This is a genomic window from Rhodococcus jostii NBRC 16295 (genome assembly GCF_001894825.1).
Taxonomy (GTDB): Bacteria; Actinomycetota; Actinomycetes; order Mycobacteriales; family Mycobacteriaceae; genus Rhodococcus_F; species Rhodococcus_F jostii.
On the sequence record NZ_BCWY01000079.1, the window covers coordinates 1 to 26,520 of the forward strand.

A 26,520-nucleotide genomic window follows, 5' to 3' on the forward strand; every position below is an offset into this window, starting at 1 on the left:
CCCAACGCGAATGCCATCTCACTGCGCTGTGCATCCAAGGGCGATCGACAAGGGAGATGGCGCACGCAATGTCGTTATCCGTCTACACAATTCAAGACCACATGAAGTCGATCTTCGACAAGACCGGGGTGCGCAGCCGCGGGGAACTGGTGGGGCAGATATTCCTCGAGCACTACGCGCCACGCTGGGAGCTTGCGGCATCCCCGCCATCCGGATGGTGGGCGAAGGGCATCAACTGAATTCGCCGAACTCTCAGCTGTGCGTATCTGCTTCACGGCCAATGGCGCGCCAACCAAGAAGGTTCACCGCCCGAACCATCTCTCCTTCCACGACGCTGGCGCTCACCGACAGTTTGCCGGCAACCAGGAAGGTGCCCCTCGCACATTCTGTCGCCGCCGCAGCGAACGGAGGTGGCCCCGATTCCCTCCGTTCGTCCTGCAAGCCCAATCCCAATTCACACGACCAACGGCCGGCTCCGCGAGTCCGGCAGGCAGCGCCATATAAAGCCGCGAAATCAATGCCACTTATCGCCGTGAGTCACATGCCGAGTCCGCCGGTGAGAGGCGGTGTCGAGAAACGATCGGTTTCGACTGTTCGACGGCGGTAGGGCGTGCGCGATCAGCGGAGGAACAACGAAACGCAATATTTACTGCGCACGCGAGCGGCGGGATGGACCGGGCAGGCTCGCCGCCCTAAAGGCTGGTGGTGTGCGGTATTCGAAAGGTGCCGTATTCCATCCCCCTGCCGCAGGGGGCTCCATTCAAGTCTCATGCGTGGTCCGGGCGAAAGAGATCCGGTGTGACCGTCCATCCGGCTGCCGTGAGCCATCGTCGAACCGGCTCAGTCAGGTTGCCGTTCCTTGCTGATACCACTAGCTCCTTGGTCAAGGTTCAGCCTTTCGTGTGCTCCGGCCTGCTGGTGCATGTACCGACCGATCGGCGGCGTCCACACCGACGCTAACCACGCAATTCGTGACGCATCAAGACGCATTTGCTCTGGCTCGCGTGGACAGCTTCGCCACGATTGCGAGCAATGCCATCCGTGTGCTTCAAGCGATATCGAAAACCGAGGAATACAATTCGGGATCGTCCGATTGCAGGAATTTGCCGCACAGCGCTGGCTCTGACGCTCGGGGGTAAAGGTCGCTTCCGCACAGATTCCGGGAGAGCCGGTCGCGTACGGTTCTGGGGATGGAATCGAGCATTGCAGGTCTGTACTCGCGCGTGGCGCAGGACTTCACCGATCGCCTGCAGGGCTGCCCGCAGGACCGCTGGAATTCGGCGTCCCCCTGCCCCGGCTGGACCGCCTGGGACATCGCTGCCCATGTGGTGGGAAACCACCGGCGGGCCTGCGCCGGACTCAGCGGCGACGACTACCAGGTTCCGGCCGCGGGGGAGGACGTGGTGGCCGCCTGGCTGCATGCCACGGCCGAGGTCCAGGCCGCACTGGAGTCGGAGACAACCGCCCGACAAGCGTTGGGTGTCGACTTCGGCGACCTGCCTTTCGAGCAATTCGTGCGGCGGATGGCGTGCGCCGACACGCTGATCCATACGTGGGACTTCGCGCGCGCCACCGGGCAAACCGAGCGCCTCGATCCCGAGGCTGTCGAGGTGGCCTGGTCCTTTCTGGCGGCAGAGGATGCCCAGATCCGGCTTCCCCACGCCTACGGAGCCAAGATCGCGGCCACAGACAGTGCCGACGTGCAGACCCGGCTGCTGAACTTCCTCGGCCGCGCCGTATAGCACCTCAATGGAACTGCGTAGAGCAAAGCGACTGCCGCGCAGAGCACATGCGAGGCTCCCGGCCGACGAATCACAATCCGGCTGACTTCGTGGGTGTGCCGTCGATGCGCTATCAGAGCGTGAGAGGTCGCCCAGCGGTCTCGGCATCCCGGATGCGTTCCTCGATCGTCGCGGTGGCCTCGCCACGGGTGAGGCCGATGCGAATCGCAGTAGCGACGGCGCGGGTACGTCCGGCGGGGCCGCGGACGTCGGCGAGGGGGCTGGCGAGATTGCGGCGGCGCAGGTGGTATTCGGTGCGGTTGACGGTATTGGTGCCGGGGCAAACGTGCGTCATCTGGCGACCACACCGTTGACACTTTCGGCGTTCGTGCTGTCGGCGTCTGCGCCGGACGGCCGTCGCTATGCCGAAACCTGTGCGAGACAGGGGCCATATCCGGATGGTTCCGGGCGTGGTGACGAGTGGCGCAGTACCCCAGCCCGGCGTCGATTACCGTCTGTCGGTATGGGGACCACCTTCCACGGGCCAAGTCCATGGCCACACATCACCCGCGCCATCCGCACCCGCGGCGCCCGGTACGCCGCGATCGGCTACCTCGGCCAGGACGCACCCGAGCTGCTCCCGCTGCGCACCGGAGACGTCCTGGTCGTCAACGCCTCCAAGGCCGCTATCCGGGCACACGCCACCTCCCCCGCCGCACTCGCGCACTACCTGAACAAGGGGGTACGGGTGCTGTCGTCGCCGACCCTGCACGCCAAGGTGATCGCGACCAACACCCGGGCGGTGATCGGGTCGGCGAACGCGTCCGAAAACGCCACCCTCGCCGACGACGCCGTAGTCATCACCGACGACCCCGAGATCATCGCCTCCGTGCGGAAGTTCATCGACAGCCTCGACGAGATCACCGAGGTCGACCAGGTGTTCCTCGACGACGCGATCCGCGAGTGGGAGATCGGCCGCGCGGTCCCACTGCCCGGGGTCACAGGCCGCGTGCGCACCGAGACAGATTTCCTGCCGACGCCGGTGACCCGGATGTTCGTCAAACACGCCGTCGACTACGAACCCACCCGCACCGAACAACAGGTCCTCGACGAGCAGCGGGGCCGGCACCACAGCCGCGGCGGCCCGGCGGCGAAGTATCAGCTCGAATCGCTTCGCCTCGACAGGCCCAGCGGGGTGAGACGGGGCGACGTGATCGTCTTCGCCGATGACGAGTGGATTTACGCGCCGGCGGTCGTGGTGTCCGACCCGATGAAGTTCCCCCGGTCCGGCGGAGCGGTTCTGTACTTCCTCCGCCTGCGCACCGGCCTGTCACCCCTCCCCCTCACAGACGCAGAGAAGGCGCTGACCGATCTCGGGCACCCTGGCTCACGGCTGCGGACCGACCACTACGTCCGCTCCCCTGGCCTCCGGTCCGCGTTGCTGGGGTTATGGGACCTCTGATCCTCAGCGAGCCTGTGTCAGCGTGAAAGTCAGCTGCACAAACCCGATGAGCCCGACCGTTGAAACGCTGGACGGCACTGGATATCGCGGCGACACTGTTGCGGCCCGGTTGGAGGGTGCCGATGCGGTCCCGGCCGGCGTTCCGGCGGTATCCCGGGTGGTACCGCCCTCTTCATGTCGTCGATCCGTTGTTCTAGGTCGGGCCGGTGAGCGAGGACTCGTGAGATGGCCTGTCGCCGGTGAACGCCCCGATCACCGTCTTCCCTGACCCCGGCGGATTGATCGAGGTTCGACCGCAGATCCCCTCGGACACCGCGCGGACCGTCAACTCCTGCAGGCGGTGACCCAATCCCGACAGGTGCCCGCAGGGCCCCGATCCTCAGCGCTGAGGTTGATCCTGATCCCGGCCCGCATGGGTGTTCCACGATCCGACAGGCCATCTCATGACACAACTTCGTGGTCTGTTCGAGCGCCGGCGCTGACTCGCCGTCGTCTTCAGGGCGAGACTGGGTGGTCACCTCGGTGGGGAGAAATGGAAGGTACGACGCGGTCTTCGTCGACCTGTCCTCCGCGAGGATTCCTGACCTACCTGCCGACCGGAAAATCATTAGCACTCCACCACCTTGAGTGCTAAATTCTCGGTAGCCGATGACGCGGACCAGCGAGAAACCGCTGGGCCGGAACACAGTCGCCGGTCCAGGTGTAGAGCAATTGCTGCTATCCGGGTCGAGGCTCCGAGCCGGACGGTTGCCCTGGAAACGATGAGGCACATCTGGATTTCGTGGCATCGACGACCGGGCCACCCGACGCAATGAAGGAGGATCATGACCGCCGCTCGAATCCGATCAACTGTCACCGGCGACGCGAGTTCCTCCGCGCACGCACGACCGCAGGCGCCGCGCGGTGGATCACGGTTGCCGTCCGTGTCGATCGCCTTGGGGACGTTGTCGATAGCGTCGTTCTGGGTGTTCGGACTCGGGTTCGTCCTGGGCGTGAGCGCTGTGGTGTGCGGCGCTCTCGCCACGTCGCGGTCCGGTGTGGCGGACGATGAGCCCGCATCACTGCGAGCGTTGCTCGGAGTCGTCGCTGGAGTCGCAGGGATCACTGTGTCCGCGATCGCTCTCTTTCCCGTGCTGGAGTACCTGTGATCCGCGCACCCAGCCTTATCATCTCCCTTGCCCGACCCTCGGAAGGATTCGCACCAGCCGTGACCGCCGTCCCCGGCCCGCGTTTACCCACCACACCGACCGCCGTCGACTCCGACCGCGACCACCCCGCGCCGAACGACACGGCGCTCCTCGAGTCCTGGGAAGCGGGCATCACCGTGACCATCGGCCTGGCCCTGCTGACCACCCTCATGTGCACCGTCCTCGGATCCGTCGCGCTGGCACTGCTCGCGCTCGTCGCGGTCGCCGGCATCGCCGGCCTGATCACCGCCGCCCTCTGACGCTGCAACCCGACCGCAGCGCTCACGGTCCCGATGCCCGCATACCCTTCTCCGCTGGCGTGTTCGTGCCGGTGGTGGCGCAGTGTCACCCCACGTCATGCGTTCGCCGCGCCTCGGTGGACGCGGAGCAGACCCTGCACTCCTCGGCAACACCACACCCCAAAAGGGTCGGCACCCCGATATCAGCTACGTGGATGTAGGACTTCGTATCCGAATCGTTGTCGTGGGGAGGGACCCTCAGGAAATTCACAGACCCTGTCGGGTCGAGTGGTGCGACGATGAAGCATGCGCCGCCATCGTTGGCCGGCCCTCGCGCCGCCTACCACCGGAGGGATCGCCGTGCACGCGGGCATGCCGATCGTGGCGGAGAAGGACCTCACTCTCGAGCTGTCAGCGGCGACCGCGTTCGGGTCCGGGCTGCTGCTGCGGTTCGCGCTGTGCGTCACCGGTGTCCGCGCCGACCTCGTGCGTTATGAAACCCGACCCCTCACCGACGCCCGCGATTGGTCGGCGCAGTGGTCCTATCTGGCCGTGTGCATCCTCTCCGATGACCTCGGCGGCCCTGCCGACCCATTCCACTCGATCCCCGAACCCGACCCGGAGGGATCCGGGCCGTACCGAACCACGCCTCAGTACTGGATCGGCACCTACCCGACCACCGGATCACTGACCGTCATCACCAGCTGGCCTCAGGTCGGACTCCACCCCACGTCGTTCACCCTCACGCTCGGGCCCAGCCCCTTCCCCACCACCTTCGGGTCCGATGCCCATCGGTGACCGTGGGAGACCCCGAGAGCTGATGTTGAGCGGGTGTGGACGATTCCTGGTTGTCGGAACTGTCCGGTGAACCGAACCGCAGCGCTGACGTCTGACACTCAGATGCTAGGCGATTCGAGTGATGCGGGCAGTCGCGCACATCGGGCACCAGATGGTCTCGCCGACGACCCACCCGTTGATCCGGGCGAACGCCACCGCCGCTGATTTTCCGGCGACCGCGGCATCGAATCGGTGCTCACACAGATCGCACCGCACCGTCCACCCATTGTGTCCACGGGATTGGATCACCTGCACAGTCGTGTCACCCTCACCCTCACGCTCGCAACGACGCCGAACCGTGGCACCAGCATGGCACGACCGACCGACGAGGTAGAGATCCGAAGACCGGTCCTGACGCATTCATGACACCCGAAACTTGCAGCGTCATCTACTACGACAAGTCTCAGTTGGCGCCGCTCGGTCGTCACCGATCCCCAGGCGTGCAATGCCGGATCAGTGGGCCTCGCGGAAGGATTCCAGTCTCGGCGCGGATGCGGCCACGGAATGAACGGCGCGCACCGCCACCCCACCGCCACGAACCCGCGATGCAGTGTCCGAGGGTGTCGCGAAACTCGGTGGCGCGCCCATCCTCAAGATCGATCGCGTAGTCGACACCGTCGATCGCGTAGCTGATGCTCTCGCCCTTACCGCTGAACAAGATCTCCGTCAAAGTCATCGACTGGTTCCACCTCAGCCTCCTTCGACGCGAAACCGACTTCCGGGTAGTCGATATTGACGCGACAAACTCGTCTTGGACTACCCCACGCAACACAATTTCGCCGCTAGCTAGCGTAGCGGCGATAGCTAGTTGCCTCCCTTGTGGCCACCGCCATCGCGCGAACTGTTCAGCGCACGATTCATGACCATGCCATTTCCGCGGCACCATCCGGCTACCAGCGAAGAAAATAGACAACCGGTCCCGCCTCGGCACTTACGTCACCGTGATGAAATGTGATGAAATTCCGCCCGCTCTCCCCTGCCACCTGGGGCCGCGCGAGACGCGCTCGCCAACCACCGATCGACTGAACGGTGCTCACCCATTTTGGTGTCGCGCACCGTGAAAGTGGCAGAGAGCCGGCGAAGACGTTGTCGCCGTAGTCCAAAGCACATGTGGACTATGGCGGAACTTACGAAAGCACTTGCAGTTCAATGTTATGAATCAAAATGACTTTGCTTGCCACTAGCGATCGAACCATTAACGACTTCTGCACAGCACAGGGCCTGGTCTCGGTGAAGTTTCAGCGGTGAACGGCGAACTGGGCGGCCGCGTTCGAGGTCAGGTCCGCGATCCGGCGATCCGCGGTGATGTGCACCTGGGAGATCGCCCGTGTGGGGGTTCGGTGCTCGGGATCACCGGCATGTCCCGCCCCAGGTCTCGAGCAGGGTGATCTGTTTGGGCTTGGCGGTGTACCAGGTGTGCCGTCGGGGCGGCCGCGGGTCAGGCCTTGGCTGCTGCGGCGGCACTCTGTGCCGCGAGCTTCGCGAGGCCGGCCGCGTACATCCGCCTGCCGACGAACAGTGCCACGATCGCCGGCAGGTACACCAGCGGGGCCAGTTGCAGTGCACCAAGCAGGCCGCGATGGTCCGCGAGGATGCCGATGACGAACGGTCCGGTGGCCAGTCCCAGGATGTTGTTGGCGACGGTGAGGCTGCCGAGGGCGGAGGCCCGCACCGACTGGTGCGTCAGGCTGGCCACCATCGCCGCGGTGGGACCGGAGGAGCCGGCGGAGAAGAAGGCGCCGATGCCGATCAGGGTCAACTGCGCCGCACCGGTCTCCAATTGCAGTCCGATGCCGAGGGCGGCCAGCGAGATGACGCAGAACGCGATGGCGCTGGACCACTTCCCGGCGGGGTTGCGGCGGCTGACGCGGTCGGTGATCATGCCGCACACCACCATGCCGGTGCCGATCAGCAGCACGAAGACCGAGGCGATCACGCCGGCCTTGTCCGGAGCCATGCCGTAGTAGCGGTTGAAGAAGCTGGGGGTCCAGGCGAGTAGCACGGCGGAGGTGAAAATCTGCAGTCCGCCGCCGAGGTACGCGCACCAGACGGCAGGGTTGGTGAACAGCGTCGAGACCGGGACCCGGATCGGGCGGCTGTCGGGGCGAGCGGCCGGCGCGGCGTCCTGGTCGACCGCGTGCGCGGCCAGTCGGCGTTCGGTGACCACGGTCCGGAACATGGCGACGAGGATCAGGCCGAGCACCGCCATCGCCGCGAACGACCATCGCCAGCTCAGGTGCACAGCGATGACTCCGCCGAGTGAGACGCCGACGACCGAACCGAATGAGCCGCCGGCCATGAACGCACCGCTGAGAGTGGAGTGGACGCGGGGCGCGAAGACGCTGAGCATCACCGCGATACCGACGCTGCCGTAGGCGGCCTCGCCGACCCCGACGAGAAAGCGGGCGGCGTGCAGCTGCTCGTAGTTGGCCGCCACCGCGCAGAACAGGGTGGCGATGCTCCAGAGCACCGCCATCAGGATCAGCGACCGCACCCGGCCCCACCGGTCGGCGAGCAGTGACAGCGGGAAGGTGAGCAGGCCGACCATCAGTGCGACGATGCTCGTGAGCGAGGCCAGCTGGGAATCGGACAGGGCCCATTCGGCTTTCAGGAACGGGAAGACTGCGCTGAGCACCTGGCGGGACATGTAGTCGGACAGCAGCAAACCGAAGGTGAGCGCGAACACGAGCCACGGATAGATCCGGCGGCGGGTCGCGGGTCGCTCGGCGGCGGTTCCGGTGAACTGGGGGTCGACGGCGGGTTCGGCCGGCTGATCGGTGGTGGTGGACAGTCCCATGGGGGCTCCTGGGGGCTACTGGACCGAAGTGGGGGGTGAGGGTGCGGCCGTCGGGGATCAGGGCGCGGTGCGCAGCGCGGCGATCTGGCGACGTTCGTGAGCGTCGAGTTCCTCTTCGAGGATGGGGACGCCGAGGTTGCAGGCATGGATACCCAGGACGCTGACCATCTGCAGAACGGTGAGGATCTCCTCGCGGGAGACACCGAGTTCGAGGGCCATCCGGATGTGCCGTCGCACGCCGGGTGCGTACATGTGGGTGGCGGCGGCGTCGATCGCGATGCTGAGGAGTTCGACGAATTCGGGAGTGAAGACCCCGCGTCGGGCCGGGGTGGCGTTCATCGCCATGAATTGCTCGGTCCACTCCGGATCCCAGTCGGACAGGGTGTTCCACAGGGGGTTCCAGTTGCCGTCGCGACGCATGGCGTCGAGGGTCGGCGTGGGGATCGGGTCGGGATTCGTCGGCACGCGGCACTCGTTTCACTGAGGAGGGGCAATTGGGGCGTGATGCAGGCTGTTCTTCACAGCGGATGTGGTGTGCATCACGTTAGCTCCGGCGCGCTCCGGGTAGTTAACCCTCGGGGACATCATTCTGTACATTTCGGGACAGCCGTCCACGTGAACGGACCGTTCAGGTTCTCGGCGGCCTTGAACCGTTCGTTCACACACCGGCCCGGGCGGTCGGTCAGCCCTCCGAGCGCTTGCGCCATTCGCGCGGGCTCATGCCGAACTGCTGATGGAACCAGCGGGAGAAGCTACTGGGTGCGGAGAACGCCAGCATCTCGGAGATCTCGGTGAACGTGTGGCGTCGGCCCGTCACCATGCGGCCGGCGAGTTCGGCGCGGGTCGCGTCGACGACCCCGGTGAACGTCAGGTTCGACTTGGCCAGGTGTCGGTGTACCGTCCGCCGGTCCACACCGAGGCTGCGGGCTACCTGCTCGACGGAGCAGCGGCCGGTCGGCAGCAGGAGTTCGACGAGTTCACGGACCCGGATCGTGAGGGTGGGCTCCTCCGGCGCCGCCAGGCCATCGAGAAACGGCTGTGTGTAGTTGCGCAGCAGCGGATCGGAGAGTCGGTTCACCTGATCAAGATCGCTTGTGTAGGTGACGATCCCGGAGTAGTCGCCGCCGAAGGTCAGGGGTGCGTCGAAGATGCGGCGGTGGGTGCTGTCGTCGTCGGGTCGTCCGTGTTCGAAACACACCGACACGGGCTGCCATCGGTCCCCGAGAAGGTAATGCAGCAGTTGGTGGGTCACGGCGGTGGCGAGTTCGACGGACTGGCGAACGGGCATCGGTTCGCCGGGTTCGACGTGGAGCGCGATGGCGGAGAGGCCGTCGCGTTCGGTTACCCGGATGCGTAGGGATTCGTTGTACGTGTGCTGGTAGCGGATCAGCATCCGCAGCGCGCTGCGGGCATCCGGTTCCTCGCGGATGCTTACGCTCAGCGGGCCGAGGGTCGACAGGCGCCGACGTTCGGCGAGCCTGAGAGCGAAGTCCTGGCGACCGGACGCGGCGGCCGAGAGTTCGAGGAGGCGTGCAACGGCGGCGGCCGGCACCCAGCGGTCCTGGATCTCGAGGCCCGCCGGGTCGAGGCCGACGCTGCGCAGCAGCTGGACCGGGTCGATCGACAGCGAGCGTCCCAGCTCGACGTATCCGGGCAGTGCGGCGTAACGCGCGAGGGGCTTCGACACCGTGATTCCTCTCCGGCCCGCTGCGAGGCCGGGATGTCCCTAAGGGTTAATAAATATGTCCCGCAAGGATAAGTGTGTTGAGGGCCTCCTGACTACGGTCGTGTTAGCGAAGTCACAGAAGAGCAGCGCGACAGGCCTTCTGCCCCTTCCTCGCATTCGTTGCCCCACCGAGAAACGGAGTCTCACGATGCATTTCCACGACGACGCGCTCTTCCCCGAGAATCAGGAGAAGGTGGTCATCACCGCCGCTCCGTACGGCCCGGAGTGGGAGCCGGACGACTTCCGCGAGGACCTGCCGCTGACGATGGACGAGCACGTCCAGAAGGCGGTGGACTGCTACGAGGCCGGCGCCACCGTCCTGCACATCCACGTGCGCGAACTCGACGGCAAGGGATCCAAGCGGCTCTCGAAGTTCAACGAGCTCCTCGCCGGGCTGCGCCAGGCGGTGCCGGAGATGATCCTGCAGGTCGGCGGATCGATCTCCTTCGCACCCGAAGGCGAAGGCGCCGATGCGAAGTGGCTGTCCGACGATACCCGGCACATGCTCGCTGACCTCGATCCCGCACCCGACCAGGTGACGATCGCGATCAACACCTCGCAGATGAACATCATGGAGTTGATGACCGCCGACGACATCGCCGGCACGTCGCTCGCGCGTCCGGAGCTCATGGAGACCTACCGGGAGATGACAGTGCCCGCCGGCCCGACGTGGGTCGAGGAGCACCTGCGCCGGCTGCAGGCGGCCGGAATTCAGCCGCACTTCCAGCTGTCGAGCATCCCCCAGCTCGAGACCGTGGAACGGCTGATCCGGCGCGGGGTCTACACCGGCCCACTGAACCTGACGTGGGTCGGCATCGGCGGCGGCTTCGACGGCCCGAACCCGTACAACATCATGAACTTCATCCAGCGGGTCCCGGACGGTGGGTGCCTGACGCTCGAGACGCTGATGCGGAGCGTGTTGCCGGTCAACGCGATGGCGATCGCGATGGGCCTGCACACTCGCTGCGGCAATGAAGACACCATCTGGGGACGCAAGGGCGAGAAATTCACCTCGGTCCAGCAGATCCAGCAGCTGGTCCGGATCGCCGGCGAACTCGGCCGCGAGGTGGCCACCGGCAAGGAGGCCCGTGAGATCTACCGGATCGGCGAAACCTACCGTGACGCGGACGAGACCCTCGCCAAGCTGGGCTTCGCGCCGAACCGCAAGACCGGTCAGGTCGGCTTCACCCGGCACGCCTGACCTAACCGCTGACCGAGGTCGGGGTTCGCGTGAACGTCGGGCCCGCCGGTCATTCTGTGAGAGAACATCTTTGGTAGCGCAATGAACAGCAACGGCTAACCGACGGTGGTCATCGTGCCCGGCCTGCGTTACCACGTCGCCGAGCACTGGCAGACTCTCTCGCCGATCGACTCGACCGGGTGCGCGTCGTTCCGCCGCTCGAGCACGACAAGCTGAGCGTGGCGGCCCGGATCGCCGCCCTCGAAGCGCTCTTCGCCCAGGCCGAGGGGCCGGTGGTCCTGGTGGCGCACAGCGCCGGTGTCCTGATCGCCGTGCACCTGCGAATACCACGAGCAGGCCGGGGACCGGAGTATGTACCATATATCTTGTCAGGCAGTCATTATCGACGTGACGATAATGACTGCCTTATGTCAACTAGCACGCCCGGTATTGCACCAGATGACCAATCCGGCACTGGTCTCACGAGCCTGGACAGTCGAACACCACCCGGTTATCAGTGAGCGTCGCGGAAAGCTTGCTCGATGTCCGCGGGTATGCGGCCGCGCGCGGAGATCTCGTAACCTTCATGGACGGCCCATTCGCGGATTTCCTTGGCCGTGCTTGCGCCCCGGGTCCGTCGGGTGCGGGGGCGGCGTCTTGGCCGTTCTTCCTGCTCGGGCTGCGCGGACTCTTCGCTCTCGTCCGCCTCCTCGGCTTGCTCCTGTCCATCGTCCTCGGGTAGCGCTCCGTCTTCCCACTCCTGTTCGCCATCTGCGGACTCGTAACCCCCGGGGGGCTCTTCCTCGCTCTCTTCCGCCTCGACGACGTCGCTGTCGCGGATCTGGCCCGACCCTCGCTTGGTGCCGGTCGCCTCGCTCATGTCCCAGACCTGTTTCTCACCGCTCGACTGGAGCCGGCTGTTCAGCGAATCGATACGCGAGTTGACCGCGGTGACCGTCGCGGCTTTCGCGGCATTCATCAATTCTCCCCGGATCGTCTCACCGAGCTTGGCGATCTCCGGGGAACGGGCGAGCTTCGCAGTCCAGCCCCTCAGCAGATAACCCGCCCCGACGGCCACCACCAATTGACCTCTGGTTTTCATCGCCCTCACCCACAGTTCCCGAGTTGCCCCCCCCGCGCACCTCGGCGTCGGCGGGCGACGAGATACGTCTTAAAACCGTTCCCGGCGGGGGTGCTTAAGCCGTACCCCAGGCAGGGGCGCTTAATCATCAGCACACACCGTCCATCGGCGGTGGGCGTTCCCAATGCCGGAAGTTTCCCCGTTTTCTCCGCATGTGACGGCGCAGGCCGCCGCTACTCTGCCACCGGGCCCACGGGATGCTGTCACGAGGCCGGGGATTCCCGTGCCGCGTACGCCGATGGCTCGGAGACAACTTCGATCGGACCGTGGCGGCTCACGCCGATCGTGACGCCCTCGTCGACCGGCCGTCGGGGCGGCGGTGGACCAGATCGAACCCGTTCAACGGCTCTACGACGCCAAGGAGCTGCCCCAGGTAGCGGCGACGGTTGGGTACGCGAAGAGCAGTGACGTGTGGCCGCCGCGAAGCCGGACGACAAATACACACCGATTCACGTCGGCGGCTCACACGGCAACTTCCCTCGCTTCACCGCGTCGACCAAAGTGGCGTGGTCGCGTTCGGTCTGATCCGCGTAGGCGTGCGCGAACCGGCTCAGTGCGACGTCGAGCGTGTCCGACTTTCCGACGTAGCCGCCGATCATCGACGCACCACTGGTCCGCGCGTGGCCCTTCGCAAGCAGGCGCCCGCAGATGCCGGCGTAGTCGGTCAGCGCTGCCGCGCTGAGGTTGTCGATCGGGACCGCTCCCTTCATGTTCCGGAACTGCCGCACGTAGTACTGCCGGCCCTCCACCGTGGTCCAGCCGAGCAACGGATCGCTGACGGTCTGCAGGGCCTGCTGGTACTCGACCACACGCCGGCCCTGGTGATCGTGCCAGGCGGACTCGCCGTGTACGAAGCGCGCCACGACGGATCGACGCGCCTGCTTGAGCTGCAGGAACACCACGTCGTCGGCACTGCTCCCTTCGCACAGCACGACGTAGGCACGCAGTCCGACGCTTCCCACGCCGACCACTTTGTGCGCGACGTCAACGACGGTGTAGCCACTGAGCAGCCGTGCCCAGTGGCTCGGCAGCGTGGTGAGGTATTCGTCGAGCCCGGCGGCGAGATGCTCGGCCTCCGCCTCGGACACCCGGGTGATCAGCGGCGGCTCCTCCACGATGCGCCGGCCGGTTTCGCCCTGCTCGGTGAACCGGGGCAGCGCCCGGTCGCTGACGCGGCGCCGAGCCCGCTCCGCGGCGCGGGTGATCTCGTGGCGCAGCGACTCGTCCGACGCCGTCGCGTGCAGCCGGTCGAGGTCGAGTCGCTCGAACGAGCGCGCCAGCAATGGTTGTTCCGCGAGCCAGCGCACATGCTCGCGATAGGTGGCGACGCAGGACTGCACTGCACTCTCGCACTGCCCCTCGGTCGCCGAGTTCTGCCGGCCCGCCACCCAGATGCTCGCGGTCAAGCGCCGCAGGTCCCATTCCCAGCCGCCGGGATGCGCCTCGTCGAAGTCGTTCAGATCCAGCACCAGGTCGCGCTCCGGCGAGGCGTAGAACCCGAAGTTGCCCAGATGCGCGTCCCCGCAGATCACCGGCCGGATTCCGGTCGCCGGCAGCCCGGCGAGGTCCTGGGCCATCACGATCGCGGTGCCGCGCAGAAAACCGTACGGCGAGGCCGCCATCCGCCCCACCCTGACCGGTATGAGCGATTCCACCCGACCCTGGTGCGACACACCGATCTGATCCACCACGTCGGGGCGATCGTCCGGTGCGCGCCACTCGCCGAGCGCGGACCGCGGTGCCTGCTTGCGCAGGCGTTTGCCGAGCGCGTACCGCTCCGCCCTCGGCGTGGCCCGGCGGCGCAACGACGCGAACGACTGCCCGTCGATGGTTGGCAACACGATGTGCGCGTCCACGGTTACTGCGCGCCGACGTCGAGGATGAACCGGCCACCACGGCGTGCAGCTTGTCCGGGTTGGCCACGTTGCGCATCAAACAACTCGATCACCGTCTCTTCGCTGTGAGCAGTAAGGATGCGTGCAGCATATCGACGGATACCTAACACTCGCGGCGAACGGTCGCCAGCCGAGAAACAACTTCTTCTCGACGTCATCTCGAAATGGGTGGGACCAGCCGACGAAGAAACCACCTCCCAGACGCTCGCGGAAATCGAGGCGACCATCGATGAGACGTACAACAATTGGTCCGGGGCAACCGAATACGACATGACTCGGGGGGACGGCACCTACTTCCAGACCTCCGGGCCCCACGTCTACGTCGAAATCGCAAGTCAGCAAGGATCAGCCGGTGCCGACATCGAGGGCGTTACGACCTCGAGCTGGGGACCTGTCCGCATGCCGCAGCGGGCGGGAAGTACTGTCGCATGAATCTCCATTCTCCGTATCAGTAAATGGAACAAGCGATTTCGATGGCCGACGGTGATCCCTTGGCGTTGTATCAGTGTCACTGCGCACCCCCGTCCGCGGACTGCCTTCGAAAAGCGCTGTCCGCTGATTCTCGGCGAGCGTGTCCCGGTCGATGTTTCCGCGGCCCAACCCCTCTGGCCGGTGCCCGATGTGAAAGCCCTCGACGTCACCGTCCTGGCCTCGGTGGGCGCAGGGGTAGATCGCCAGATCGTGGCGTCTTTTCGTGGTGGGTGCGGGCCGCGCGGGAGGCCTTGCGGGTCCCGTCGTCGGCGATGAAGCTGGAAACTCTGGTCAGATTCGCAACCGCCACAACCAGACAGAGGGCGCCCGTCACGGCGGCTGGATCAGCGGCCATCGGCATGTCATCGCTGCCTTGACCGACAGCACAACGCGGCGCCACGATGTACCCCGAAACGTTTCTAGAACTGCACGCGCAGCGAAAAGTGACGATGTGCGCAGGTGGGTCGCGCCCATCTGATACACGAGGAAAAGAAAGTGATGTGTTGTACGCCACTGTTTTGGGGCGTAGGCGTTCGGCATCATACGATCTGTTCTGCACCGGCTGATCCGATCTGCGGGTTGCCGGTGTCCACTCGGCCAGCTAAACACACAGCAGCTGAGTGCAATTCACACTTTGCAGCCACGTTCGACCGCTGGTGTAGCGGCCCCGCCGTACGCCAGCTCCGGCGGGGTTTCGCGCATTAGCTATCGGGCTGTTTGACCGGCGCGATTTCCCGTCGGGGCATCCGATCCCACAGCTCACCGAGCTATTGATGTGCGCTTCGGAAATCGACGAAATACTAAGGGGAGCAACCATTTTGCTACCTCAGACAGTTTGACAGGACCGTTTGCGGGTGACTCAATCCGACTAGGATTGCCCGGAAGCCAGCACGCAGCGCCTGCCAGACTCGACTACGGGCTCGATGAGAAGCCGGGGTATCCGACCCATCGCGACAGAATGGACCAGCAGTCATTCTGTCGCAGCCTCAAGCGCTTGCTCCGACAATGACCACGACTCCGTCTTGCCATCAACCGATATCGCAATGCACTTCATGTTTGTTGATGCACGGCGTATGAAGACGTTCTGGGTGATGCACCGTGCATCACCCAGATCCGATCGCCCTCTACGCGATGCGACTCGCTCCGGTTCGAAAGGCTCTCCTCCGCAAGGCGCCCGCACTGCCGCCCCCAAGAATCTTCCGCGCGTGGGCCAAAGCAGAAAGCGGTGCCACGTTAGGCACCGTGCATATTGTCAGCACGCTGCGGATCTCAAACCAGACCGCGCTGCCGAAATGTCCGCCTGGCGCCATCCGTGCAATCACACCAACTTCGTTCGCGGAGAGGAGAAGATCCGTCGCAAGAGATGCCCGTGGATCCAACTTCTCGGGCCGGAGGGCCACCGGACAGCAATGTGAAGCCCGCGAGATCCGGTGCAAATCGCCGCGAAGACCCGGCCCGATCTGGCCCAAGCGCCCGTCGACATCCGCGCTAAGGTGGACGGTTCTGCACCCTTCCGTGAAGAAGTCCACGTCGCCGGACAGGCGAGCCTGAAGAGTTGGAGACCGATGCGTCCGGTCGAAATTCGCAGCACTGCGCTTGAGTGGGTGGAATAGCGCGAACGTCAAGATCGTCGACGCGGATGCGCCGCGCGGTTCGGGGAAGCCGGGCGATCTCCCGCTCATCTCCTATCAGAGAGCTAAGCTTCGCGCGTCACGGCGGGATTCTAGGCGAACAGGCAAGCAATAGCGATGTCTGCCCGTTGCGTTTTCAATGCAAGCCACGCTGCAACGGCATTGAGGTACCTCTCGCGAGCAGTCGAATGACGGATGCGTGTCGCGTCGCGCGAGCATCCCCACCAGCCGGCTCAAGAATCACGCTGGTTGCTAAGCGCCTTCCAACACCCCTAACCGGACGTCCGCCTCCGGTGATGCACCGTGCATCACCAACTTCAACGTGATGCACCGTGCATCACGCGCGAGCATCCCCACCAGCCGGCTCAAGAATCACGCTGGTTGCTAAGCGCCTTCCAACACCCCTAACCGGACGTCCGCCTCCGGTGATGCACCGTGCATCACCAACTTCAACGTGATGCACCGTGCATCACGCGCGAGCATCCCCACCAGCCGGCTCATCACGCTGGTTGCTAAGCGCCTTCCAACACCCCTAACCGGACGTCCGCCTCCGGTGATGCACCGTGCATCACCAACTTCAACGTGATGCACCGTGCATCACGTGAAGCCATCACCGTTCGACGCGCCCGTCTGGCGACACGGCCCGACACTCTCCCACCACTACCCCGCTGCTACTCACTCCATCCGGAAGCACACCCCCAACAAGCGGAGCGACGTAGGTCCGTCGACTCCTGCGACTTCAAGGATCCGCAAATTGGATCACGACCGCTCCCCTCCGCTTCAGCCGTGAAGCCACCACACTCCTAACCTCGACGATCCGACCCACCCAGTTCCAACCGATGACATGGCGTCGCGAAGGCCGCACTTGTCAGCTTCCGCGCGGCGCAGGAATTGCTCGTTCGTCGACGCCGCAACCGAGATCGACGCCGTTCAAGGTCGACCGCGACCGGTACGCCAGAGAGGTCGTTGCCGAATCCGGTGGTTGGTATCAGTTCCCGACGACCGTCACGGAAGACTCCACAGCAGTGCGGCGTTGGATGCCCGCCAGGGTGTCGCGCGCACTGCAACGTTGAGCGTTGCGAGCCGATGCGGTTCGGCGACACGAATTCGCTCTCGCGGGGCATCCCAATATTCCGTCTCGTTCGGCTACCAGATGCTGCCCTTCACAGAGCCGCCGAGCCAAATACGGTTCGCTAGCGGCAGACCAGTCTGCGTCCCCCGCGCGGCATTCATCGATATGCACATCGATCGCGGCACGCTCAGAGGTGAACAGAGGTGCTGTGCCCGGTCCAGTCGGTGGCATTCAGCGATTCTGTTCACCAAGTCTGTCGAACTGACGTATTTGTGGCACGACATTCCCTCGTCTGTTCACGACATGCGGAATCACGCATCCGCCCAGCACCATCGTTTGCGGGCGATTTGAACAGCGCCGGCACTTGGATGCGCCGCTGCTGCAGTACCGAGGTGCGGCCGATACTGCACGCCGGCGCGGACGACACTGCCGGCGATCTGTCGAACCGTGCGAGCACCCGGTCGGTCTTTTCGGAGTCCCCCGCACGTCGATGCGCCTACTGCGGTGCGGCACCCATTTTCACACGAGGAAACTTTGGCGTGGAAGATCTGATTCTTTCGCCGGATGAATGGCATATTCGCGGCATCTCCACATGGGAAGTTCTGAGGTAGAGCGTTCATTTGTGGTTTCGACGGGAGTTCGGGTTAGTTGACGACGTGGAAGCGTCGGGGGCGTTTGCACGCCATCAATTGAGCGAGACCTGCCGCCATTTTCTCGTGGCGCTGAAAGTATGACGTCGCCGGGATGGCCGATTCTCAATTTGGGCTGAGTTCCGTGGCACGCCGACGGTCGTGGTGGCTGTCTGTGGCCCGGCTTCCGGACACCGTGGGGCAGTGTGACTCTCGGTATCACACAGATTTGATTCATCACGTGACGTTTCTGGGGTGGTGTGATTGCCTATGGAGTTCACGCACTGTTTTATCAAATATATCGGCCCACCGCGGGGTGCCGTTCGCATACGATTCGGACCCAGATTTGTGTCCGAAAGAGGCCTCTGTGCGTCAATCTCGAGTTTTATTTAACTCGGCGTGTCGCTGCGCGGTTTAGTTAAACCCAAAGAGCAGGATTTAAGGCATGACAACTCGGAAAAGTCGGGGCGGGCGCCCAGCCCGCGACGTCGCCGTTCGCCATATCGGGGTTGAGTTCCCCGCGGAGATCGCCGACCGGATTCTCGCACCGGTTGACGATGGTCGTGTCAAGACAATCACCGATCGAATGATCGCGCTTGTTCAGCTGGCTCTCGAGAACGAGCCAGCGATTCCGGCGCAAGCCAGACAGGAAGAGTTGCCGATGACGGGCTGAACAGAGCCCAAAAAAGGCGAAACCCCCCTTCGCTCGCCAGCTCCGGGGGTTCCGCTCGTCGTACAAACCGCCACGCAAGGGAGGAGGTCTGCCTTCTATGAGTATAGAGCGTTCGATTCGTCGTGCGCGCGCGACACGACGTGATAGTGGTGTACGCGGCCTCTCATCTCAGCGTCAACGTGACAATTCCGTAGACGCAGACCTCATGTCGCCGGCTCTGCTGGCGTTCACGCATGCCGTGAGGAGGTGTCGCTTCCAGTAGTGAAAACGTCGGTGGGTCCCACCGTTTTCGGATGAGACCCACCGCCCATATTTGGCCGTTCCAACACGACCGCTCCTGTGATTGGCAGTCCCGCGAGCAGTCGTGTCGATACCGTGCGCTCTTGTCAGGGTAAGCCATGTCCTGCTGGTGATGCCAGCGACTCACGGCAACAACCTGGTTAAGGGCGCGTGAAAGGCGCGTCATGCACCCCAATTCCGCCGCAATTGCGGCCGTTTTTTCCTCCAACCCTGTTCCCATTAACCCCGGTGAGGGCGTTTCCTCGACCGAAGACCCCGAATGGGACGCTTTCGTCGCCGCAGCTGTTGACCGCGTCAATCGTGTCGAGCAGCTCAACGCGGAGAGCGAGCAGCGGGGTCGTTCCTGGTCGCTACCCGTTGATCCTGGCCGACAGGCCTCTACGCCGGCATGGACCGGGAGGGCTGCTTGGCAAGTTCAGGTCCGTAAAGTGCTGAACTCCCGGACCGGAAGCGAGGTTTGCCGACGGTTCAATGTCAGCACAGAGTTCGTGTTCGCAGTGGCTGTGACGATGGCCTCGTTCGCAGAGCGGTCGACGGGCCGGCGCGTATGCGCCTCGAGAGACACGATCGCCCATCGCAGCGGAGTCAGCGTGTCAGTGGTGAAACGCGCAAGGAGGGCACTTCGAACTCTTTCCGTCGCCCGAGAGATGGTGCGAGGGAGGTACCTGAGCGCTGACGAAGCGCACGCTGCTGAATCTCATCACGGGCGGATTCAACGTCGCGCGGCGTCTGTCTGGGCACTGATGTCGCCGAAGTCCGTGGTCATCGCGGTAGGGCGGGCGACTAAGAAGGTAGCTAAGAAGGTTCGTCGCTCCAACGTTCGTCCTCGCTCGACTTATCCCCAATTGGTCGCTCGTGGCCCCCTATCCCCTTCTAGGGGATTTAAGTTGTTATCTCTTGTTAGAGAGTTATCACCAAAGCGCGCGCGAACGCGCGCAGGCGAGCAACCAAAAAATGCAGGGATCCCGGGGCGGCACCCGCGACCGATTGAGCTGCAACGCACTGCCGCCGACCTGCTTTTTCATTCACCCGTTTTCGCTTCAACTGCGCATATCGGGTCAGTTTGCGAGGTTCTCGCGAGTACTGGCGTTGACGAAAGTCGCTGGTCCGGACGTGACATCGCCGCTGAGCTCACGCGTGACACCCAGCAGAGAGGCTGGGTGTGGCCACAGCACATCGAGAACCCAGTCGGATACCTACGTTGGCGGATGAAGCAGATCGATTGGACGCGCCCCTCACCCTCAGAGATGGCCCAAAAAGCGGCCCAGGAGGCCCGTCAGCGCATTGCCGACCGCGATGCGCGTCTCAGTCGCCGAGATCAGCTGGCGGCGTCCCCAGGACATCGTCAGAGGTGTAGGCAGGCATTCGCGGCGATGCACGATCCACGAAAGGGTGGGGCACAGATCTGAACACGGCCGATGCGGCAAACCAGTTTGGCGCAGGTGACGCGCGGAGGTCAGATGTCCCTCGGTGATTCGCAGCATCGTCGTTTGCCACCGCAATGCGCGTGGCCGGTCCAAGGATCAATCCCGGCTACGAGTGGAATGCAGAAAGGCAACGACCCCACCTGATTTCCTAGACCTCAGGACGTTGTCTGACCGCGTCCGCGACCCTCGCGTGTAGCACCGCCACTAATTGCCATCGGCAGGACAGGTTGACTGTCCGTGCGCTCCGGACACCAGCGTCGCTTTCCGTCTGTCGCATAGCCTTTGACTGCAAGCAAAGAACGCGAGTGAGCCGCAGTTTCGTTTGCCCGCTCCCTCGAAGCTGAGGTGAAGTGTTACGCGCAAGGAAGCACGGCGATCGGGATCGGTTCGCCGCTGATCCTGACGAGGGGTGGGTGAACCGTGCCTGTGTGTCCGCAGTCGGACCGATGTCGAAACTATTCGGCGGTAACGGGTTTACGAACCGATTCACCGCAAGTATTCGAGGGTGCGCATGGACTACTAGCCGACCAGCAGTAGTTTGGCACCTCGTTTGACAGGGACACCACCGGGCTCCCGCGTGAGACACGATTCACGGACCGCAGCAAGATTGCAGATTGAGCGCTAGCACAACGCCGGCAATGCACGAAGCGCATGACCCACCGCAATTTGAATGCGCCTGTGACTGATGCGAACTGATCGACAGCACCGCCTCTACTGGGGTCTCGTTCGGCGAATCTTGAGTCGAATGACTGTCGGCGGAGAGCATTTGTCGTCCGCGATGAGAACCGCGAGTGCTGGGTGCCCCTCCCCCGAATAGATCCGCGGTACCTCGCTACAGGGCCGCCTACTCGAACACACTGTCAGCCACGATGGAACCCACGAACCCACTGGACCACCATCCTTCGAAGCTGCTGAGTCAAGTGACTGTCGCATCAGGCTCGGCGCAAAATTGGTGTCGGAAAGCTGACCATCTCTGCCGCGATCGAAGGCGTCGGCTTCGGACGCGAGCGGCACTGCAGGATGGACGTCGAGCCGCTGTCCAACATCGACGGGCGTGAACGTAAGCAGTGAAGGCGTGCTATCGATCAGCTCCTCGGGTGCGACGTCAAACCCGCGTGGATGCGTGCTCGCCATTCCAACAAGGATGCGGAGTCGCGTGTCCGTGTCCGTGTCTATGTCCGGCGGCAGTTCACGGGGCTCGTCTAGTCTGTCGTCCGTGTCGCTACGGATGATCGGCGACAACTTTTTGGGTACTGGCAACCGACAACTCCTATGCGGTCGCGTGGATGCGATGACGCCGAGCTGGAACCTCGGGGGTTTGGTTCGTGAGTTGCTGGCCTGAACCTGTTGGGTGATGCACCGTGCATCACCCATGAGTTCGGTCGGACGGGTCCTGACGTTCGCCGGCAGGGGCACACGGTGCGGATGACTGCAGGATCCAGCCAACTCGCGACTGGACGGATCGAGCGGCGCATGATCCGAGTCGCATTGGCCGGCTATGAAGCCGCGATCTTTGCCGCGGTAGTCCTTTGCCTGGCACTAGGCAAAGATTGCTACTTGTCCGGGATCCCGTATTGAGCGTTTGCCGACTGGAGCGAGTCGAGTTCGCCTGCGTATATCGCCACTGGACAGCTTGGCGTTCGGCGAAGTAGCGGGGCCACCGAAATGGCATCGGCGCCCGCTAATTGATAAGCCTCCCGGCGCGGAGCTTGAAGCAGTGGCTAAGAAGGTTTGCTGAGCGCTTCGTGTGTGAGCGTGGGCGTGCAGGCTGAGTCAGCAAGCGGATGAAGTATCCATCGTGAGCCATCCCTTGGTGATGCACCGTGCATCACCCGATCCGCTCTTGGGTGATGCACCGTGCATCACCAAGGGGTCCGTGCCCGGTGACCTGGTGGCGTTGACTGTTGGGTAGTGAGTCGATGACACGGTCGTTCCGAGTGTGAACGGTTCCGTGATGCACGGTGCATCACGTCGATACCCCCCGGGTGATGCACGGTGCATCACCCGGGTGGACTGTGCACCTTGTTTCCGGTGACACTGACTCGTGGTGTTGAAGGCATGAGGCCCCAGTCGATGCGGTTGGGTGGTTCTGAGAGTGAACGCTCTGGTGATGCACCGTGCATCACCCCGAGGGTTGAATAGCCGTCTCTTGCTCGTAAGCGTTAGACCGCTCAGGATTGAACTGGCAGTGAAACCAACTTGAGTGATGCACCGTGCATCACCGGACGGCGGACTATCGACCTTGGTTTCGGTGCCATTGACTCGCAGGAGTTGAGCGGACGGCATGGCCCCAGTCGACGCAGCTGGGTAGTTCTGAGTGAGAACCATCCGGTGATGCACGGTGCATCACCCCGGGGGTGAATGGCCCGTTCCTCACTCGTAAGCGTTAGACCGCTGAGGGTTGATTTGGCAGTGAAACCAACCCTGGTGATGCACCGTGCATCACCAGGTGCAACCCTCCGCGGTGATGCACCGTGCATCACCAGGGGTCCCCGCCCGGCGCCGGTGGCGTTGACTACTGGGTAGTGAGTTGATGGCACGCTCGTCGGAGCGTGAACGGGCCCGTGATGCACGGTGCATCACCAGGCGCGCACCTTGGGTGATGCACCGTGCATCACCCAAGGTGCGACACGCCGCAGGAGATACCAACGGAGGCAGTTCGTTCCCAGTACGCTCCTTCTCAAATACATGCAAAGCATGCTTCGAGAATGGAGGACGATGAACGCCGGAGTTACATCCGAAATGGTGGCCAGCTCATCGACCAGTCCGGCCGAGGTGAAGCGCAAGCCGGCCGCGCGTAAACCGGCAGGTAGGAAGACGGCGAGTCGATTTCGCAAATACGCGGGCGGCGAGGAAAGTGAGGAACTCGCCGCCGCAGCATCCTCCGGTGTCCCTGCGCAGTCTAATGGTGACGGAGATACGGGCGGCATCACCGCCGCACTTGTAGGTCTGGCAGCCGCCGATGGTCAGACTGTTGTGCAGGTGCCGGTGTATCAGACCGTCCCACACCCCTTCAACGATCCGGACAGGTCGAAGCCTCAGACTGGTGATCCGAAGTGGGATGAACTGGTCAATGGTGCGAGGGCGAGCGGCATCAAGGTTCCCGGGCTGCTCGTAACCCGGGAGGGATTCCTCGCGAAACGGCCCGACCTCGCGCACGCGATTGGTGACGATGCCGAGTATGTCGTCATCTACGGGCACCGTCGCCGCGCCGCCGCTATTGCAGCCGGCTTGGCAACAATTCCGGCGGTGATCGATGACGCAGTGATGGACGATCACGGCGACCTCGACGCCATGACGTTGGAGAATCTCGGACGCCAGGATCTCTCGGAGATCGCTGAGGCCCAGATGTTCGCTCGGTATTCCGAGTTGGGGTTGTCGCAGCGCGCCATAGCCGAGAAGCTCGGCGTCGATCAGGCGACCGTGTCCAGGCGATTGTCGCTGCTACTTCTTGCCCCCGAGGTCCAGGCGGCGATCGCGGAGGACGCGATTCGCAGCGCCGAGGGTGCCGCTTTGGCGGGAGCACTCCCCTACGGTCCTGCTCGAAGCTGGCAGAAGAAGGGGGAACCAGGTCAGGACACGGACGCCCGTCGTTCCGAGCAACTCGCGGCGTTCACGCTGATTGCGGAGCGCGGAATGAGCCCTACGCGTGCCGCTGAACGTGTGTTGACCGAGCGGAACTCGCGCGCGCAAGCATTGGCTGCGGGTCTCGAAATTGTGGATCCCCGCGAGCGGTTCGGTGCGAGCTTTCATGAGCATCGTCTGTTCGACGTATCCGATGTCGATTTCGCGAGCGCCGACGTCGTCGGCGCGATTGATCCGGGTCAGGGAACGCTTGTCTACTATGCGGTCGACAAACCCTCTGACGAGGTTGAGGATGCCGCGAAGCTAGAGGCGGAAGCGAGGGCGGCCGCAGTGAAGGCGCGTCGCGAAGCGGGCATAAAGCTCGTGGCAACTGTCCCTTCGCGGGAGAAGTTGGTGACCTACTTCATCGACCAGTACGCATATGGCGTTTCCGCGCTCGCGACGAGTGCGGAGGGGTGGCGGTTGGCGCAGGCATACGTGCGGCTGGAGGGTCTCGACGCGACCGAGTTCCGGGTGAGCGCTCAGAACGGCGACGAGAAGCGCCGCAGTGAGATTGCCTGGGCCTGCGCGGTCGCAGGTTATGAACTTGCGGCAGCGGATGGATCTCGCGAGTGGGGGCCGTCGGACCTCACGTATCTGGACTTGCTGTCTGAGCGAGCCGACTATAAGCCGACCGCCTGGGAGGAAGCCCGCCTCGACGCTGCGCGACGCGCGCTTCGGGTCGCCGAGTGATCCCGGTGATGCACGGTGCATCACCGACGTTCGTATCTCCCTCCGCCGGGTGTTGCACCGTGCATCACCCGGAAGTGGACATCAACCAAATCCAGAACCTTCAAACCACAAGGAGTTCCCGTGGCTACCTACGCTGTAGCAACCCTGTCCGGTAGTGCCGGCAAGACCACGACGGTCACGTCGACCGCGACGTTGCTCGCCCAGGATGGATACCGCGTCCGAGTTCTCGACATGGACAGTCAGGCAAACGCGAGTACGTGGCTCGGATATCCCGAGGCCTCTGGCAAGACCGCTGCCGATGTTCTGCGGCGCAACGCTTCCATCAAGGAGGTCGAACGCCCCGCGCGGGTGCTTCGGGGCTACGACGAAGGTGACGAACCGGTATATGAGGAGATTCCGAACCTCACGATTGTGCCCGCCGCCCGCGACACGCTCGACAAATTGATCGTGGAGTTGCCCGCGGTGACCGGTGGTGTGCTCCATCTGCGTGACGCCCTCGAAGAAGCGGATCCGGTCGACGTCACCCTGATCGACTCCCCCGGCTCTCTGAATGTTCTCGTGATCGCCGGTATTCTCGCGACAACGGTCGAGGAGGAAGGACCGTACGGGTCGTGGGGTCTGATCACGTGCACGAAGCCGTCCGGTAAGGAGAACGAGGGCATCCCGGCGTTGGAGCAGGAATTGCGGAAGATCAAGCGGACTTACCGAGTCGATGTTCCGTTGCTGTCTATCGTTCCCTGCGCGGTGCCGCCGATCGGCGACGTCTACCGTGAGCAGATGGACGATCTGCTGAGTGAGTACGAGGACCGGGTGACGCCTCCGATTCGTCGCGCGAGCATCGTGGACGAGGCCTACACGAACTACGTTCCGGTGCCGATCTACGGTTACAGGGCAAAGACGGTCACCAGCGACTACCGAGCCGCGCTGACTCACATGCAGAAGCTGGGTCTGTTCGGACAACGGGCAGTGGTCGCGTAGGGGCTGGAGGCCACCTGTGGTGAACGATGTTGGGCGGCATATGCGGCCTTCGCGTGGGACGAGTACCGTCAATGTGCCTCATGATCTGCACGCGCTCGCCCGGGCCGCTGTACGCCTCGTGCGGCGCAAGACTGGGCGGCCGTACTCTCTGATGCAGTTCACGCAGGAGGCGTTCGCTGCGCAACTGAGAGTGATAGCCGAGACCTACAACGATGGTCGCGCGATCCAGCCTGATGCTGAGCCGTTGGAGCCCGGTAAGGCGGTGTGAGGTAGGGCGCCCGGCGCGGAGAGTCTCCAGGGCAGGGCGGATTGGCGTAGCAAGCCGTCGTCGGCGTAATTGGGCGGCGCGGGAGCCCTGTGCTGGATGGTCATGGTCCAACCAGGGGTTGCCGATCGAGTGTCGCGCGCCGCGCCGTGGGTTGCGAGCCAGGATCAGGTGGTGGCCGTCCGGTGCCTCGTCGCGATCAATAGTGCATCGGCGGGTTCGTTCGCGCTGATCGTGTCGTGGCGAACAGTCAATCTCGTGATGGGCGACGGATTCGGCTCCACAGTCCACGGCATGCGTACGCGGTTGCAGCGCTGCCGCCGAATATCAAAATGATCAGGAACGAGATCCCGGCAACCGAGGTAACGCTGCGGCCCCAGATCCAACTCCAGCCCATCGAGAGACCGGGTCCGAGCGCTGCGAGGCCGAACGCGAGGAGCACGACGAGACCCACGATTGTGTCTCGGGAGAACCTGGTTGCGGTCACTGTCACCGCGTCACCATATCGGGACAGGGGTCTCCACCGGGGCCATCCTCCCCGCCCACCACTTCGCCGCTTTCGATGATCGACG

General features: G+C 63.9%; 18 protein-coding genes and 1 pseudogene. 12 read left to right on the forward strand and 7 right to left on the reverse strand.

Translation table 11 applies throughout. The features are described from left to right. On the forward strand, window positions 1–239 hold a 239-nt coding region (locus RJ1_RS34495), incomplete at its 5' end, for a response regulator transcription factor (protein ID WP_143169581.1). Between the two features lie 951 nt (window positions 240–1,190). Beyond that, window positions 1,191–1,742 carry a TIGR03086 family metal-binding protein gene (locus RJ1_RS34510; protein ID WP_073366941.1) on the forward strand — a complete coding sequence of 184 codons (552 nt, stop codon included), beginning with the start codon at window positions 1,191–1,193 and terminating at the stop codon, window positions 1,740–1,742. A 112-nt stretch (window positions 1,743–1,854) separates the two neighbouring features. Here the strand turns inward: RJ1_RS34510 and RJ1_RS34515 are convergent, their stop codons facing one another. After that, entirely contained in the window at window positions 1,855–2,076 is a 222-nt protein-coding gene (locus RJ1_RS34515) for a hypothetical protein (protein ID WP_073366942.1), read from the reverse strand. Window positions 2,077–2,244: 168 nt separating this feature from the next. On the opposite strand from RJ1_RS34515, the gene RJ1_RS34520 reads away from it, so the two are divergent. The 4 genes from RJ1_RS34520 to RJ1_RS34535 all read left to right on the forward strand — a co-directional run bounded on the left by RJ1_RS34520 (window position 2,245) and on the right by RJ1_RS34535 (window position 5,407). Further along, the gene (locus RJ1_RS34520) at window positions 2,245–3,183 is read left to right on the forward strand and encodes a phospholipase D family protein (RefSeq protein ID WP_073366943.1); all 939 of its coding nucleotides are present in this window, start codon (window positions 2,245–2,247) and stop codon (window positions 3,181–3,183) included. An 824-nt stretch (window positions 3,184–4,007) separates the two neighbouring features. Next, entirely contained in the window at window positions 4,008–4,331 is a 324-nt protein-coding gene (locus tag RJ1_RS34525; RefSeq protein WP_240319531.1) for a hypothetical protein, read from the forward strand. Window positions 4,332–4,390: 59 nt separating this feature from the next. After that, complete coding sequence (locus RJ1_RS34530; protein WP_073366944.1) at window positions 4,391–4,630, forward strand: hypothetical protein; 240 nt, start codon at window positions 4,391–4,393, stop codon at window positions 4,628–4,630. A gap of 285 nt (window positions 4,631–4,915) precedes the next feature. After that, entirely contained in the window at window positions 4,916–5,407 is a 492-nt protein-coding gene (locus RJ1_RS34535; protein ID WP_073366945.1) for a hypothetical protein, read from the forward strand. A 463-nt stretch (window positions 5,408–5,870) separates the two neighbouring features. On the opposite strand, the gene RJ1_RS46965 is transcribed toward RJ1_RS34535, so the two are convergent. The 4 genes from RJ1_RS46965 to RJ1_RS34555 all read right to left on the reverse strand — a co-directional run bounded on the left by RJ1_RS46965 (window position 5,871) and on the right by RJ1_RS34555 (window position 9,930). After that, window positions 5,871–6,122, reverse strand: a complete 252-nt coding sequence (locus RJ1_RS46965) for an Lsr2 family protein (RefSeq protein WP_073366946.1) — start codon at window positions 6,120–6,122, stop codon at window positions 5,871–5,873. Between the two features lie 762 nt (window positions 6,123–6,884). Then, a complete protein-coding gene (locus RJ1_RS34545; protein WP_073366947.1) occupies window positions 6,885–8,243 on the reverse strand; it encodes an MFS transporter in 1,359 nt (452 codons plus the stop codon). Window positions 8,244–8,300: 57 nt separating this feature from the next. Next, window positions 8,301–8,708, reverse strand: coding sequence for a carboxymuconolactone decarboxylase family protein (locus tag RJ1_RS34550; RefSeq protein WP_073366948.1), 408 nt, complete (start codon window positions 8,706–8,708; stop codon window positions 8,301–8,303). Between the two features lie 217 nt (window positions 8,709–8,925). Then, window positions 8,926–9,930 (reverse strand): AraC family transcriptional regulator, encoded by a 1,005-nt coding sequence (locus RJ1_RS34555; RefSeq protein WP_073366949.1) that lies wholly within the window; start codon window positions 9,928–9,930, stop codon window positions 8,926–8,928. A gap of 187 nt (window positions 9,931–10,117) precedes the next feature. Here RJ1_RS34555 and RJ1_RS34560 point away from each other — a divergent pair, with 187 nt between their 5' ends. Both RJ1_RS34560 and RJ1_RS48175 read left to right on the forward strand, forming a co-directional pair. After that, entirely contained in the window at window positions 10,118–11,170 is a 1,053-nt protein-coding gene (locus RJ1_RS34560; RefSeq protein ID WP_073366950.1) for a beta-keto acid cleavage family enzyme, read from the forward strand. A 105-nt stretch (window positions 11,171–11,275) separates the two neighbouring features. Next, window positions 11,276–11,487 (forward strand): annotated as a pseudogene (locus tag RJ1_RS48175) (alpha/beta hydrolase); the annotation flags it as partial. Between the two features lie 176 nt (window positions 11,488–11,663). Here the strand turns inward: RJ1_RS48175 and RJ1_RS34570 are convergent. Then, entirely contained in the window at window positions 11,664–12,251 is a 588-nt protein-coding gene (locus tag RJ1_RS34570; protein ID WP_073366966.1) for an Lsr2 family DNA-binding protein, read from the reverse strand. Window positions 12,252–12,739: 488 nt separating this feature from the next. Then, a complete protein-coding gene (locus RJ1_RS34580; protein ID WP_073366952.1) occupies window positions 12,740–14,146 on the reverse strand; it encodes a DUF2252 domain-containing protein in 1,407 nt (468 codons plus the stop codon). A 117-nt stretch (window positions 14,147–14,263) separates the two neighbouring features. On the opposite strand from RJ1_RS34580, the gene RJ1_RS34585 reads away from it, so the two are divergent. The 4 genes from RJ1_RS34585 (at window position 14,264) to RJ1_RS34610 (ending at window position 25,683) form a co-directional block, all read left to right on the forward strand. After that, window positions 14,264–14,617 carry a DUF3500 domain-containing protein gene (locus RJ1_RS34585; protein WP_073366953.1) on the forward strand — a complete coding sequence of 118 codons (354 nt, stop codon included), beginning with the start codon at window positions 14,264–14,266 and terminating at the stop codon, window positions 14,615–14,617. A gap of 3,816 nt (window positions 14,618–18,433) precedes the next feature. Continuing rightward, window positions 18,434–18,661, forward strand: a complete 228-nt coding sequence (locus RJ1_RS34595) for a hypothetical protein (protein WP_005262432.1) — start codon at window positions 18,434–18,436, stop codon at window positions 18,659–18,661. A gap of 4,445 nt (window positions 18,662–23,106) precedes the next feature. Beyond that, a complete protein-coding gene (locus RJ1_RS34605; RefSeq protein WP_162850225.1) occupies window positions 23,107–24,705 on the forward strand; it encodes a ParB/RepB/Spo0J family partition protein in 1,599 nt (532 codons plus the stop codon). A gap of 120 nt (window positions 24,706–24,825) precedes the next feature. Further along, entirely contained in the window at window positions 24,826–25,683 is an 858-nt protein-coding gene (locus tag RJ1_RS34610; RefSeq protein WP_073366956.1) for a ParA family protein, read from the forward strand. The last annotated feature ends 837 nt before the right edge of the window (window positions 25,684–26,520 follow it).